This window comes from Cellvibrio sp. ATLC23, assembly GCF_057196725.1.
Window position 1 is genome coordinate 311,213 of the sequence record NZ_JBXUOS010000004.1, and the last position, 16,240, is coordinate 327,452.

At 45.5% G+C, this 16,240-nt stretch carries 3 protein-coding genes; 2 read left to right on the forward strand and 1 reads right to left on the reverse strand.

Annotation, left to right across the window (positions count from 1 at the left end; all coding sequences use genetic code 11):
• Positions 1-38: 38 nt before the first annotated feature.
• Positions 39-1,697: a VRR-NUC domain-containing protein gene (locus tag AC2CG4_RS09130; protein WP_484485959.1), complete on the forward strand. Its 1,659-nt coding sequence runs from the start codon at positions 39-41 to the stop codon at positions 1,695-1,697.
• Positions 1,681-3,963, forward strand: a complete 2,283-nt coding sequence (locus AC2CG4_RS09135; RefSeq protein ID WP_484485960.1) for an ATP-dependent DNA helicase — start codon at positions 1,681-1,683, stop codon at positions 3,961-3,963. The genes AC2CG4_RS09130 and AC2CG4_RS09135 overlap by 17 nt, the downstream gene beginning before the upstream one ends.
• 243 nt (positions 3,964-4,206) lie before the next feature.
• On the opposite strand, the gene AC2CG4_RS09140 is transcribed toward AC2CG4_RS09135, so the two are convergent.
• Positions 4,207-16,113 carry a flagellinolysin gene (locus tag AC2CG4_RS09140; protein ID WP_484485961.1) on the reverse strand — a complete coding sequence of 3,969 codons (11,907 nt, stop codon included), beginning with the start codon at positions 16,111-16,113 and terminating at the stop codon, positions 4,207-4,209.
• Positions 16,114-16,240 lie beyond the last annotated feature (127 nt).

The window sequence follows — 16,240 nt, forward strand, 5'->3', positions numbered from 1 at the left end:
TACACAACCGGATACCGTATTTTTAGATGCATTAGCGAATGAATAATTTAGCCCCCGATCTCGCGCCGGATTACTACCTCAAAAACTTTCGCTTTTTATTGGATTGGGTAAATGAGCGCTATGCTGATTTGCTCAATGTTGATGAGCAACATTTCATCCAACAATTTAATCAGCTCGACCATGATGCACAGTGCTTGTTAGTAAGGTTATCCAGCCGTAAAGGCCCGTTATTTCGGCGCGATAAATTAGACTACAGCGAGATTGCATCGCTTGATCTGGCTGCACAACAACTACTTGACGCAGAGCTGCTACAAACAGAAACCCCCATTGCACTGGATGTGCTGTGTAACAGCCTAACCAAACCGGAATTACTGTTGCTGTTTGGCGAGCAGCTGGCAGGCTTAAAACAAGCGCGCAAAGATGTGCTTATACAGACTATTGCCAGCCACTTTACTGAACCGCGCCGCTGGCAGGATTGGACCCGGAATCAATTTGGCACTGCCTGGTATTTGGATAACCAGCGGATTATCCGCACCTTGTTGTTGTTATTTTTTGGCAATCCCTATCAAGATCTGACTGAATTTGTACTGCAAGATTTAGGGGTATTTCGCTACGAAAATTACACTATCGACCAGCAGCATCGCATCTTCAAAAGCCGCACTGAGTTGGATCAATATCAACATCTGATGCAATTGCGCGAGCAACTTGATATAGCACCACACAGCGAAAGCCTGATCGCACTTGCTGCACAAATACCCGCGCACTGCGACACTGAAAAATTGCAGCGGCGACGCGCCAAATTGTGCAATCAACTGGCCTATGCATTGGAGCGCAACAATGAATACACGCTCGCCTTGCAGCTTTACGAGCAAAGTCATTTGCCGCCGGCACGGGAGCGGCGAATTCGCTTATTGGAAAAACAAGAAAAATACACCCATGCCTGGACGCTATTAACCCAATTACTTGAGCAACCATTGGATGAGCAGGAGCTACAAGTAGCGCAGCGCATGGCTCCACGTCTGGCGAAAAAAATCAGCCTCAAGATGATAAAACCTGCGGCCGCAAGTATTCGCACGCAGCAGCTGCAATTGCCGAAACTCATCGATGAACAAGGGGGCGCGATACGTGTTGAAGAAGTGGTACGCCGCTCGCTCGATAGCGCCAGCGCGCCATGCCTCTATGCCGAAAATGCATTATTCGGCGGATTATTTGGTTTGTGGCTGTGGCCGGAAATGTTTCGCAGTACTGAGGGCGCTTTTGCCAATCCATTTCAGGCCGCGCCATTAGATATGTATCAAGAAGATTTTGTTATTAAGCGCCCAGCTATAAATGCGCTCTGGGCAACACTGGAAAGCGATGAATATTGCCATCACATTCGCCAGATTTGGAAAGAAAAACACGGCATCGCCAATCATTTTGTTAATTGGTCATTTATCACCAGCGATTTACTCGATGTAGCGCTGCATTCAATTCCGGCACATCATCTATCGCTGATTTTTAAACGATTCCTGTTTGATATAAAAAATAACCGCAGTGGCCTACCGGATCTTATTCAGTTTTATCCTGCGCAAAAAAACTATCGCATGATCGAGGTAAAAGGCCCAGGGGATCGCATTCAAGACAATCAACAACGCTGGCTGGATTACTTCGCTGCACAGGGTATTCCGGCCGAGGTCTGTTATGTCAGCTGGCAGTAAACCCAAAACGGTTGCGATACGGACGCTAGTGGAATTTGCTGCAAAACGCGGCAGCCTTGACCGGCATTTTACGCCAGCACCGAGTGGGCAAGAAGGTATTGAAGGCCACAAAAAAGTGACCGGAAAACGCCACAGCGATTATCAAACAGAAGTCAGTTTGAGCCTTACCTATGAAGACATTACCTTTCGCGGTCGCGCCGATGGATACGATCCCAACCGCCACTGCATTGAAGAAATAAAAACCTTTTATGGCGATATTGAGCGCATACCCGATAATCACCGCGAGCTGCATTGGGCACAGGCAAAGTGTTATGGCTGGCTTTATTGCGCACAACACGGTTGTGACGAAATCAATTTAGCGCTGATTTATTTTGAGCTGGCAGATGAACAGGAATACCCATTGGAGGAAACCTGGGCAGCAGACGAACTCAAAGATTATTTTGAACAACTGGCAGAACAGTATTGCGCGTGGCACAAGCAACTAATGCAGCGCCAACACCAACTCTATGCGTGGTTGGAACAGTTGCAATTCCCCTACGGCAATATGCACGCCGCGCAACGGCTAATGGCAGAAGCCGTATACAAAGCAGCCGCGACCGGTCGTGTCGTCATGGCAGAGGCACCCACCGGCACCGGAAAAACACTTGCTGCGCTTTTTCCAACACTTAAAGCCATGCCGCGCACGCCCGTGGATAAAATCTTTTATCTCACCGCCAAAACCACGGGCAAACAATTAGCGTTGGAAAATATTGCATTAATCGCCAGTGATAAAAGTCAAACAGTGCCGCTGCGCACGCTGGAATTAACCGCGCAAGAAAAATCCTGCCTGGAACCCGATAAAAAATGTCGCGGAGACTCCTGCCTCTACGCGCTGGATTTCTACACCAAATTACAAGCGGCGCGCCAAGCTGCTTTGGCTGCTCCAATTTTAGACAAACACGCACTGCAACAACTTGCGCAAGAATTTACCATCTGCCCGTTTTATTTGGGAATGGAAATGGCGCGCTGGGTAGATATAGTTGTCGCCGATGTGAATTATTATTTCGATGGCACACCACTGCTGCTGGCACTCACCAACGAGTTTGATTGGAAGCCCAGTCTATTGGTCGATGAAAGCCACAACCTTATCGATCGCGGCCGGGGTATGTATACCGCTGAATTACATCGCGCCGATTTACTCATCGCCAAAAAATCTGCGCCCGCTGCCGTTAAAAAGCTATTGGATAAAATCAACAAAGCATGGCTGTCGTTACTCAAAACAATTCCCGCCACACCCGATAACTACATAAGGTTGGAGGTATTGCCAGAAAAACTGTGCGTGGCATTAGAGGATTTCTGCACTCGTTATATTGAATTTTTGCAACAAAACCCGGATCACCCGATACAAGAAAGTCTGACGCAAGAGTTTTTCTATGCCGCGTTAAATTATCAGCGCATTGTGGATATTTTTGATCAGGATTTTTGTGTCGATCTACACGGCCTGGGCAGCAAAGAAGAAATACTCACTCTACGCAATTTAATTCCCGCCCATCAATTAGCCGCACGGCTCAGCTTTGCCCACTGCGCCTGTTTCTTTTCAGCCACATTGCACCCAAACGAATACTACCAAACCTTGCTCGGCCTGCCCGACAACACAGTGCAGGTAAAAGTCCCATCGCCATTTAACAGCAATCAACTGGAAGTGAAAATCGCCACCGGCTTATCAACCCGCTACAAAGACCGCGCCACCGCGATTCGCCCGCTGAGCGAGATTATCCTTCAACAATTACATGAAACACCCGGCAATGCCTTGGCCTTTTTTTCCAGTTATGAATTTTTACAACAAGCAGAAAAAGAACTACGCAAACAGCTGCTTCTCTCAAACATCCAACTCGTGGTTCAGTCGCGGCGCATGAGCGAACAAGACCGGGAGCTTTTTATCACCCAATTCAATCAGCAAAATAATTTATTAGGTTTAGCCGTATTAGGCGGCGCATTTAGCGAAGGAATAGATCTGGCAGGAGACTCACTAAAAGGCGTCTTCATCGCCACCCTCGGCCTGCCCCAAATCAATCCCATTAATGAACACCTACGCACGGTGATGCAAGATCAATTCGGCCAAGGATACGACTTCACCTACACCTACCCAGGCATTCAAAAAGTCATCCAAGCCGCCGGAAGAGTAATTCGCACAACCACAGATGAAGGGTATGTATGGCTGCTAGATGAACGCTACCACCAACCCAACATTCAAAAACTATTGCCGGATTGGTGGTTTGGGGAATAAACGGAAAAAACAAACTCAAAGTAGAATCACTTTGGGTTTGTAAATGATGAGGGGCAGCATTCGGCCAATACCGGAAGTTGGCAAGGTCAAGCCCCCCAAACCAAAAGCGGACGTTCAAAATCGAAGTTTATAAGACTTATCAGCTATAAAATGCGTGGGCATTTACACAAGACAGTTTTAAAAAAGAAATCCGGCTACTTATATTGGTAAACAATATTTTCGCCGGATAGTTGTACCTAAGACTTAGCCTCCAACAGCAATCATCACTGAACCTTGTTCCATATATGTAGCTCGATAACGGGTATCTACACCAGACTCAGAAACAAACGACGCCATAGCCTGAATCAAGGCATCATTACTACTGTAATAATTAACCCCTTCATAGTCAGTTCTTGGTTTATTAGTTTCTGCGAACATTGCAACTGATGTGTCTATCGAGGGTTGGAATAAAATACTTTCATTTAAGTAAGCGTAATTTCCAGTTGCAGTATCAGCCAACTCAACATTCAAGAAAGCGCCACCACCTGCATCCCAATATACAATTTCAATGTCTTGCAAACCCGATTGCGTAATAGCAAATGCAACGTGGGTTCGAGTGGTTGCTGCTTGATTTGCACTGTACTCGGCAACAACAGCACCGTTGACCATAATGCTGTAACCATCATCAGCACGAACGCGGAAATTGTAAGAGCCAGCATCCAGTTGTATTTTTCCATCAAACCTCAAAATGGCATCACTGGTGTTAGCAGGGTCAACATTGAGAGTTGCCGCATCTGTCCTTAAGAACGTTTGTAGTGTTGTTCCCATACCCAATTCATTAGCTCCTGCCACGCCGTATTGGAAATTTCTGGCGATGAAGTAGGCATCGGGTGACTTGTTGGAAACCAACGTTTTTACTTGCGCAACATTCGTAAGATTCACATTGCCATTAGCGGGTTGATGATAACCATAGTAACGTCCGCGCAATCCATTTACGGCGGGCAAAGGATCCGTATTGATGGCGATTGGCGTTGTGGTGGCCGCAGAAACATTTCCTGCCGTATCTGTAGCCGTTGTGAAAAGAGACTGCCCATTCACGAGTGTTTGAGTAAATGATACTGAATAAGCGCCCGTCGTTGAATTTGCCTGCACAATACCAAGGGTTTGCCCAGCTGAATTTTTCACCACAACGCTACTACCGATTTCAGCAGTACCACTCACTGTTTTTGAAGCTACGTCTAAATTAGCAGAAGGTGCGGTAGGTGCAGTTTTATCAGGTGCGATAAGTGTTTTCACTACAGACACATTACCCGCTGCATCTGTGGCAGAAACATTAATGGTTTCATTATTAATTAAAGCAGTGCCTAGAGTTATTGAGTAAGCGCCTGTTGCTGCATCAGCAGTAACGGTTCCCAGCGTACTTGTGTTGCTTGCGTTTTTAACAACAACCGTGCTGCCAGCTTCAGCAACACCGCTGACAACTTTGCCTGCTGTATCAAAATTTGCTGTGGGTTGCGCTGGCGGCGTTGTATCGGATGCTAAAGGTGCCAGAGGCTCCAACTTGAACCAATTAACGTTAAAACCCCCGTTTTCTGCATAAAGCTTAAAGTTATGCTCTCCTCCAGTTAACGTAATTTCATGAGTGACATCAACCCAGCTTTGCCATGCGCCTGTTTTAGGAATATTAATAGAGCCAAGTGTATTTTCATTGCTCAATTCTCTTAACGCTAAGCGTCCACCGCCATTGAGGCTTGCAACACGATAGGTGATCTTATAGCTACCTTCAGTTGGAACATTAAACGCAACGTTGTTGTAGGCCATCCAGTCGCCAGTATTAATATTCCCTGTGTTTTGTCCGCCACCAACGTCAGTCGTCGGCTCATTCCATACACCGCTCATGGATGTGTAGTTTTCTGCCTGAATAACGGTGGCCGTGGGGTTAGGCGCGGCGACATCGGGGGCAATAAGTGCACGCGCAACCGATACGTTACCAGCAGCATCTGTAGCGGTGATGTTGACGGTTTCTTTTTTGATTAATGCCGTCACCAGCGTTATTGAATATGCTCCCGTTACCGTATGAGCTGTAACGGTTCCCAGCGTACTTGTGTTGCTTGCGTTTTTAACAACAACCGTGCTGCCAGCTTCAGCAACACCGCTGACAACTTTGCCCGCTGTATCAAAATTTGCTGTGGGTTGCGCTGGCGGTGTTGTATCGGATGCTATAGGTGCCAGAGGCTCCAACTTGAACCAATTAACGTTAAAACCACCATTTTCTGCATAAAGCTTAAAGTTATGCTCTCCTCCAGTTAACGTAATTTCATGAGTGACATCAACCCAGCTTTGCCATGCGCCTGTTTTAGGAATATTAATAGAGCCAAGTGTATTTTCATTGCTCAATTCTCTTAACGCTAAGCGTCCACCGCCATTGAGGCTTGCAACACGATAGGTGATCTTATAGCGACCTTCAGTTGGAACATTAAACGCAACGTTGTTGTAGGCCATCCAGTCGCCAGTATTGATATTCCCTGTGTTTTGTCCGCCACCAACGTCAGTCGTCTGCTCATTCCAAACACCGCTCATGGATGTGTAGTTTTCGGCCTGAATAATGGTGGCCGTGGGGTTAGGCGCGGCGACATCGGGGGCAATAAGTGCACGCGCAATCGATACGTTACCAGCAGCATCTGTAGCGGTGATGTTAACGGTTTCTTTATTGATTAATGCCGTCACCAGCGTTATTGAATATGCTCCCGTTACCGCATGAGCTGTAACGGTTCCCAGCGTACTTGTATTGCTTGCGTTTTTAACAACAACCGTACTGCCAGCTTCAGCAACACCATTAATCACTTTGCCTGTTACATCAAAATTCGCGGAAGGAAGAGCGGGGGCTGTTTTATCCGGAGCAACAATAGTTTTGATTGCTGAGATATTTCCTGCGGCATCTTTAGCAGCAACATTAATGGTTTCGCTATTAATTAAAGCGGTGCCTAGAGTTATTGAGTAAGCGCCTGTTGCTGCATCAGCAGTAACGGTACCTAATGTAATAGTATTGCTTGCGTTTTTAACAATAACCGTACTGCCAGCTTCAGCAACACCACTGACAACTTTGCCCGCTGTATCAAAATTTGCTGTGGGTTGCGCTGGCGGCGTTGTATCAGATGCTACAGGTGCCAGAGGCTCCAACTTGAACCAATTAACGTTAAAACCACCGTTTTCTGCATAAAGCTTAAAGTTATGCTCTCCTCCAGTTAACGTAATTTCATGAGTGACATCAACCCAGCTTTGCCATGCGCCTGTTTTAGGAATATTAATAGAGCCAAGCGTATTTTCATTGCTCAATTCTCTTAACGCTAAGCGTCCACCGCCATTGAGGCTTGCAACACGATAGGTGATCTTATAGCGACCTTCAGTTGGAACATTAAACGCAACGTTGTTGTAGGCCATCCAGTCGCCAGTATTGATATTCCCTGTGTTTTGTCCGCCACCAACGTCAGTCGTCGGCTCATTCCAAACACCGCTCATGGATGTGTAGTTTTCTGCCTGAATAATGGTGGCCGTGGGGTTAGGCGCAACGACATCGGGGGCAATAAGTGCACGCGCAACCGATACGTTACCAGCGGCATCTGTAGCGGTGATGTTAACGGTTTCTTTATTGATTAATGCCGTCACCAGCGTTATTGAATATACTCCCGTTACCGCATGAGCTGTAACGGTTCCCAGCGTACTTGTATTGCTTGCGTTTTTAACAACAACCGTACTGCCAGCTTCAGCAACACCATTAATCACTTTGCCTGTTCCATCAAAATTCGCGGAAGGAAGAGCGGGGGCTGTTTTATCCGGAGCAACAATAGTTTTGATTGCTGAGATATTTCCTGCAGCATCTTTAGCGGTAACATTCACAACCTCATTATTAACTAACGCTGTGGTCAACGTAATTGAATAAGCGCCAGTGGTCTCGTTTGCAGTAATCGATTTTAATTCTGTTCCTGCTGCATTTTTCACGCTAACTGTACTGCCTGCTTCGGCGATACCACTAATAACTTTTCCGGCGGTGTCAAAACTTGCAGTAGGGATCGCGGGTGGAATTTCATCAGCCTCGCTTTGTCCGTTGAGCAAGGTATCCAACATCATCACTTCTCCAGCAATCTCCACCTCCTCAATCTTGTATTCACTACCGCTAAAGTAAGATTCGATTGTAACTTGGTCGCCGGCATTGCCATAGGATATAACAAGACTAGAACCAGTACGGGCATGGCTAATGCTATTGAGGGTAATACCAGCGCCGAATACTAGACGATCTTTGATGTTGGCTGCTCTATCTTCGTCGCGTATTGTGTCTTGACCATCGCCTAGGTTGAACAGGTAGGTGTCCGCTCCGAACGCACCGAGCAGCCGATCGCTCCCAGGGCCACCCCACAAGGTATCGTTGCCGGGCTCATCACCTAATAAACTGAAGCCCCCTCCATAAAGAACGTCGTGACCTTCACCACCGACTACCAAGTCGTCGCCGTCGCCGCCCCAAAGAATGTCGTCTCCCGACCCGCCCAGCAAAGTGTCATCACCCCCGAAGCCGTAGAGGGAATCGTGGCCACCCAATCCATCGATCAGGTTCTTGTGCTCAGTTCCATAGAGGAAATAATCGACGCCATCGGTTGCACCCACTACAGCAAACTCGCTGTAGCTGCTGAATAAGGTGTCTAACACCACCACCTCTCCGGCAACCTCCACTTCCTCAACCCATTCGCTGCTGCCGCTGACGCTGAAGTAATTGATGACGGTAATCTGATCGTCTGTATCGCCAATGAACATAACCAGATCAAGGTAATTACGAGCAAAGCGAATGTTGCCGAGGGTAATGCCTGCACCGAACACTATGCGGTCGTTGATATTCGCCGTCTCATCGAAGTCCCATATCTCATCACGACCATCGCCCAAATTGAATATATAGGTGTCGGCTCCGCCACCACCTTCTAGTCTGTCGGCTCCATGGCCACCCCACAAAGTATCGTTGCCAGTATCTTGGTAGCTGTTTCCACCATAGAGAGTGTCATTACCTTCACCACCGCTCAACTGGTCATGGTCATCACCACCGTAGAGCTCATCGTTACCAAAGCCACCCAGCAAAGTATCGTTGCCGCGTTCGCCATGGAGGGTGTCGTTGTCTTTACCTCCATCCAACTGGTCGTTGTCGTCACCACTGTAGAGCAGGTCGTTACCCAAGCCGCCCAACAGGGTATCGTTACCTGTTTCACCATAGAGGATGTCATCACCCTCACCACCGTCTAACTGATCGTTGTCATTGCCACCGTAGAGCTGATCTTTACCCAGTCCGCCCATCAATGTGTCATCACCACCGTAACCGTAGATGTAATCGTTACCGCCTAGCCCATCGATAAAGTTCTTATTATCAGTACCATAGAGCCAAATATTGTTAGCATCCGTTGCGCCTAATACAGCAACTTCACTGTAACTGCTAAGCAAGGCGTCCAAAGCCACTACCTCCCCGGCAATGTCCACTTCCTCAATTTTGTAGGCATTACTGAAGAAATGCGCTCGGAAGGTGATCTGATCACCTCCATTGCCAATGAACATAACCAAATCGTTGATACTACGAGCAAAACTGATATTGTCGCGTGTAATACCAGATCCGAATACTACACGGTCGTTGATGTAGGCAGTTTCGTCTTCATCAGTGATGCTGTCCTGTCCATCTCCTAGGTTGAACAGGTAGGTGTCGGCTCCTGAATCACCGTACAGGTTATCATTGCCTAGACCTCCTTTCAAAGTATCCATACCAGCACCACCGTACAACACATCATTTCCCAAACCACCTATTAAAATATCTCCATTATCGGAGCCATATAGCACATCATTTCCGTGAGTACCTTGCACTAGAATTGCACTAATTCGATCAACCTCTTGCAATATCTTTTCGCTATTCCATACGTCACCACTCACAAAGTTAATGAATTCAATACTGTCAGAACTTAACTCTCCATCCTCTGAGAATGCACTGCTAACCATGATGGTTGAACCATCCTTTAGTGTGACTATTAAGTTGTTTGATAAATCACGTGTTAATTCAATGTCAGCAGCAAGAATCCCCTCTCCAAATTCAATCCGATCAGTGCCCGCACTATCAACAATTACATCATTTCCGTCACCTAGTGCGTACCGATATACATCATTACCGGCATAACCAAATAATTGATCATTGCCTTTAGAGCCACTTAAAACATCGTCAGTGTCAAAGGAATGAATAACATCATCTCCATTTGTTGGCTTGAGCACCTCCTGAGTGATGCGAGAATAATCCCACCCCCCTCCTGAGCTAAATCCAATCGATTCCAATACACCATTTATTTCCGGTGTAGAAACATATTGATCAGGAATAATTAAATTGAAGGCTCTTGATGGGCCACTAATAGAGTTAGATATAACTGCACTGGCATTGAGTGACGAAAACCCATAGTCTGAACCCGCTATCGAGCCGGTATCGAGATCATCTAATGCAAGCAATTGCGTGTATTGAGCAAAGCCTACAGATTTAAAATGTGTTTCGAAGGTAGAGAGATTATTCCAAGCTGCTGCCAGACCAGCGTGCGCAGCACTCACAGTAATAAGAGATTGATCCAAAGTTTTTCCGGTTTTTAACTGATCGAATACTTCTTTAATACCGGCACCGCCATGATTGCGAATTTCTTTATCTAGTAATTTAACCGCAATGTAGCTAACAGAATAACCAGCTGAAGTAGACGGTGAGCCAACAGTTGTTTTAAACAACTGATTAAAATTACTCTCCAACCCAATAATGTTAGCATCAGCTTTTACGCGCTCATCTGCCCCATGAATAAATTCCGCAGTGCCCTCAGTAAACCAACCGGGCAACTGAGAGTTGTTCATATTGCGTGCCATGACTGCGTGAACCATTTCATGTGCGATTACACGGTCGTAATAATAAGGAGCTGCACCATTAGGGGTATTGTTAAAATCATTGAGATCTATCACTAACTTCAGGTTAGTGCCTACTCCACCTAACTCTGAATAGGTTGCTTCCACATGAGCTGCTTCTGCTCCCTCCACATCACTTTCAAACCCGAGTGTAATATCACCACTTCCTGTTAAACCATAATGCTGCTCAATCAAGCGCTCTGCTTGCGACATCCAATTATTTTGTAGCTGTTCAATCAACGTCGTAATGACAGGGTCAACTACGTTTTCTGCTTTTGTACCAAAGGCATTTTGTACGGTAATTGAACCACCATCTTTCAAAGTGAGAATCAAATCAACGCCATTGCTGCGTGCAACCACTTCACTTTCATTTACCCCTGAAAGTAACTCCAGTCGATCATTGCCGTTACTATCTTTGATAACATCTTTTCCATCGCCTAATGCGTATTGATAAACATCGCTCGCACTACCACCATCAAGCTGATCATCTCCTTTATCGCCATAAAAAATTTGATTGGCATTATCTCCCACCAATTTATCATTACCCGTTGTACCCGAAAAAATGTACGGCTGATTTTTTGCCAACTCGGTTTGGATGCGCGCAATATCCCAGACTGAAGTATCATTGAAATGTATATTTTCGATTGCTTGTGCGCTTAATTCACCAGACGCGTTGAATGCATTGAGTACGGTAATACTGTCATTGTTGTTAATGCGAATAACGAGATTGTTGTTGATGTCTTTGCGAAGGTTGACGTTTGTTTCGCTGATGCCCTCAGCAAAATAAATATGGTCATTACCATGGCTATCGTCAACCTGGTCGGCACCATCGCCAATAGCAAAATGATAATGATCATCGCCTTTGCCTCCACGCAATTTATCATCACCTTTGCCACCAGTAAGGGTGTCACCACTTTCATATCCGATCAATAAATCATTGTGAACGCTACCCACAAGCGTAGCGCCTTTCGCAGACTCTTCTAACAACCGGGTTAAATCCCAAAACTCACGATTGCTAAATTCAATTTTATGGATTGCTTTGTTAGCAATAGGATCTCCAGTTGCTATATCAAACATGCCATTAACAACAATAGATTGACTGCCTGCGATAATTATCAATAAATTGCCATTAGAGTTGTGCACAGCAATTTGATCTGGAGCAATACCTTCCGCAAATTTAATTGTATTAAATCCGCCTTGCTCGGTGATGCTGTCATGACCATCTTCACTACGAATAATATAAACATCATCACCCACATTACCAAGAAGCGTGTCATCTCCTTGCCCACCAATTAGGATCGAACCACCCTCATGGGCAAGGAGGGTATCATTTGATAAGCCACCCGCTAATTGCGTACCAGCGGTTTGTGCCGTGCGGGTAATTTCCGTAGTTAATCTGGCCAGCATGACATCATCTATAGATGTAGATTGGGTCGATGAAATGGAATCAATAAAATCATCTGCGCTGCTACCAAATGCAATATGGTCAACTGCACCGTTCAAACCTTCACGAATATAGATAGCCGCGTTACCGGTACGTAACACCAAATCATTATCTTGTGAAGTTAGGAAAACCTGATTCAAAGATGAGGCGCCAACTAACGCTAAGGTATTAGTACCCTCGGTGCCTTCGATAGTAAGCAAAGGCGCTGGAGATACAGGCGCTTGTGCGCTGACTTGCGATGAAATTGTGGTAAAGCCTAGAGCGTTTACACTCGGCTCTTTCGCGGCAGCTTTTACATCTGCCTCGTCGTAGATAATATTGTCAAAAATATAAATATTCTTGCCTGTTCCAGCGTGCATGTATCGATCTTCTGTGCCACCTACAAGCGTATCGTCGCCATCACCGCCATATAATTCGTCCTTGCCTACACCACCAATAAGGTAGTCGTTGCCGTCTCCTCCTGATAGATAATCGTCACCTGAACCGCCGTGCAAGTAGTCATTACCGGCACTACCATGTAGCGTATCTTTTCCAGCGCCACCGTATAAAACATCATCGGTGCCTTGCGTGGAAGCTCCAATATCATCGCCAATCAGCAAGTCATCGCCATCTCCGCCGAGTAAGGTGTCATTGCCCCAGCCACCCGCTAATGTGTCATTTCCTTCGCCACCATCCAGTAAATCATTTCCATCACTTGCAAAAAGTGCATCATTATCTTCATCACCATACAATTCATCGCGCGCATACCAACCCAATAGCAAATCATCACCTTCGCCACCATGCAAACTCAAATTCGCTCGATCTTTGACGTCTTCTTTAGTAACTCCAGAAGCTAACTCTTTTGGTGTTAATCGAAATTGGGTGTATAGATTGCTTGAGCTAAATGCACCACCATTGAGATCAGGATGGCTGTATTCAAGAGAAATATTACCTAACCCAGCCACTTCCGGGCCATTGAGATATGAGTAGCTGGAAACCCCGCGATTCTTATCTGACGCATCCTCTAGCTGAGCGTTGCCGCTAAAAGTAAATCTATATTGCCAACCGTTTCCTAATGCAGAGCTGCCGGTATAAGTGCCAGGTTCGACTCCGGCCCAAGCGGAATAACCATAAATTGTGGCTCCATCTTTAGTTTCTTGATCAATCGTAAAACCAGATTTAAGCAAACTACTGAAATCACGCCATGCGATATCAGCACGCAACTGATCGTCTACACTATCATCGATTTTCGGCATTGATAGTTGGAACATATGCATGACACTGCCACCCAGCAACATGTCATTACCTTTACCGCCATACCATTCAGATTGATCAGCGAGCCCGGAGATAAGATCATCACCGTCGCCACCATCAATAAAATCTTTACCACCACCGCCTGCGGGAACTATCACGACTGAGTTATCTAGGCTTGAGACTTTTCCATAGTTCCCACCAGCTGTAATCCAATCATTACCACCTTCGCCGTAGAGCCGATCAATTGAAACGCTGCCGTGAATAAAATCAACGCCGAGCCCACCGTGAATTTCTGTAGACGAATAATGTTCGTTTGGTTCGGCATGAGGGAATAATTGATTGCCGTTGCTGTCGCCCGTAACGCTATGAGGCAAAGTGGAGCTTTCTTCATTGGCGTCTTTTAACGTGATGCCAAACTGGCCTGTCACCCAATTATCGACTGTGACGCTGTTGCTACGATTTGATGCGGAGCTGATGAGTAAGGTTTTACTGCCACCGTTATCAATCAGTACAGCTTCAACAGTTCCAGCAGCGTTGGTGTAGGTAATACTATTTTTCGCGGTTTGTTTTAATTCGCCGACAACAACGCCGTCGATATCTATAACATCGGTACCTTCATTATCGATAACAATGTCGCGGCCAAAATTTCCAGTGAATTTATAAGTATCGTTATCGGCACCACCTTTTAATATATCGTTGTCTGCGCCACCATCAAGAATATCGTCTCCTGCACCGCCCAGTAAAAGATCAGCGCCTTCGCCGCCGGTTAATTGATCTTTACCAGCTCCACCATCAAGAACATCGTTGCCTTTTAATCCATTAAGTTTGTCATCACCACCTAAACCGTAAATGCGATCGTTGCCGTTGCCGCCAACAAAGCCGTCAGCGCCGGTATTGGCTGGGGTGTTGTCTGTATTAGTACCAAACACTACGCGAGAAGGAGCGGGTTCTTGATTTATACTGCTTGCATTCACATCACCGGAAAATATCCGGCCACTACCACTATCGAAACCCTCTACATTCACATAGAAAATATCTTTTCCTGAAGGGTTTGCGCTTTCAGTTGAATCAATATCTTTTGCATTTCGCTCAAGTAAAAGCGACAAAAAGTTTGCGCGGTCTTGATACCACTCATCAGAAAAATTCGCTTTGCCGTTTTTACGGTCTTCTGCACTGAGAGATTGATCCGCTGTCCAAAGGCTATAAATTTCACCATGAAGCCCAAGCAAGGTGGAATCTGCTCCTTGTAAAACAAAAGGAAGTGAAAAATACAAACTTAGGAAATGACCAAAGTCGGTTTTTGCCAAACCCGCATTAGCATGCGGAAGCACTTTGAGTTGATCGGCCACATTAATAAAATAGCTGCTCTCGCGAATTGCATTGATGCTTTTGTACAGAGATTCTCTGTCATCTGTAGTAAGGGATACATCGACCTTAAAAAGATCAGCCAAATAGCTCACCATGCTCTCTAAAGATTTTTCCGCACTATTGCTTGCGCTGTTAAAAATCTTCAAAAGATTATCAAGAGAGGCTTTTCTATCCATCTTAAAAAACAAATCATACACAGCCAAGGTATCGGTTATCGGCTTTGTCCCATGACCAAGAGTATGATCATAAAAATTGGTCTGTTCAATAAATATAGGTAAGTGCCCACCAGGCTGCTTTAACAACACATCTTGAGTCACGAACTCAGGATTCTTATCCCCATAAAGATTTAAAATCGAACTACTACCAAAAGATGGGTTACCAAAAAGCATTTCAAATAGATTAGATACGTTTTTAGCTGCGTACCCAGTAAACCCGAGAATACCGAAGCCGGCCCCATTTATTGTTAATGCCTCGGCATTTGCCTCAGGAAAAAGACGGGTAAACGCTGATGCCAAATGACCACCTAGACTATGTCCCGTAACAGTTAAACCTTTTGCAGCAATATCATCACCCAATCCTAACCCGTTCTGATACTTGGGATCGTCAAATGCAGTACTGGAGTCTTCCCACACTACTCGTCTAACAAGGTAGATTACAGAATCATTAATGGGGTCGTAGGTTAGATCTATAATTACATCATCACGTAGTGACATAGCTGCGAAATAAATGGCTTGTTTGGCCCCGCCAAGCAAAATAGCTGCATTTAGTGCAATTGTTTCTGCTTCAAGTACCTCTAGCTTCGCAGCGGTATAAGCACCATCAGATTTAATCCATGCCCAATAATTTACTAAATCGATAGCCTGATCGAGGGCAACTCCGTCAGCAACAATATCACCAACATCAGCTTGTATATCTTTAAACCATTGTTTGGTTGGCTCAGTACCACGAAAAGCTAAAACGAACTCATCAGCCCCCTCGAATAAGCTCATAGAAAAACCAGTAGAAGTATTTGGCAAATGCGCTTTTACAGACCATCGTGCAACAATAAGGTCAGCTTGCGATTCAGAGAACCCACTAGCTAACAGTGCATCCTTCATTTTCGAGAAATTTGAAAAATCGGCATAGCTAGCTTCCGCAAGACTTGCCAAGTCAAAAAAATCTACAACCGATATACTCATAGCAATCCCCTATTAAAAATTCCATTAAAAACAACAGTAAATATCCACATTCTTAGAGCGTGCATTGATTGCCCTCTACAATGGGGCGGCTTGAGCCTATATTCTTAATTAGGACATAATTTTCTAC

Coding starts and splice junctions, on each gene's coding strand:
- AC2CG4_RS09130 (WP_484485959.1), top strand. CDS start 39: ATGAATAATTTAGCCCCCGATCTCGCGCCGGATTACTACCTCAAAAAC.
- AC2CG4_RS09135 (WP_484485960.1), top strand. CDS start 1,681: ATGTCAGCTGGCAGTAAACCCAAAACGGTTGCGATACGGACGCTAGTG.
- AC2CG4_RS09140 (WP_484485961.1), bottom strand. CDS start 16,113: ATGAGTATATCGGTTGTAGATTTTTTTGACTTGGCAAGTCTTGCGGAA.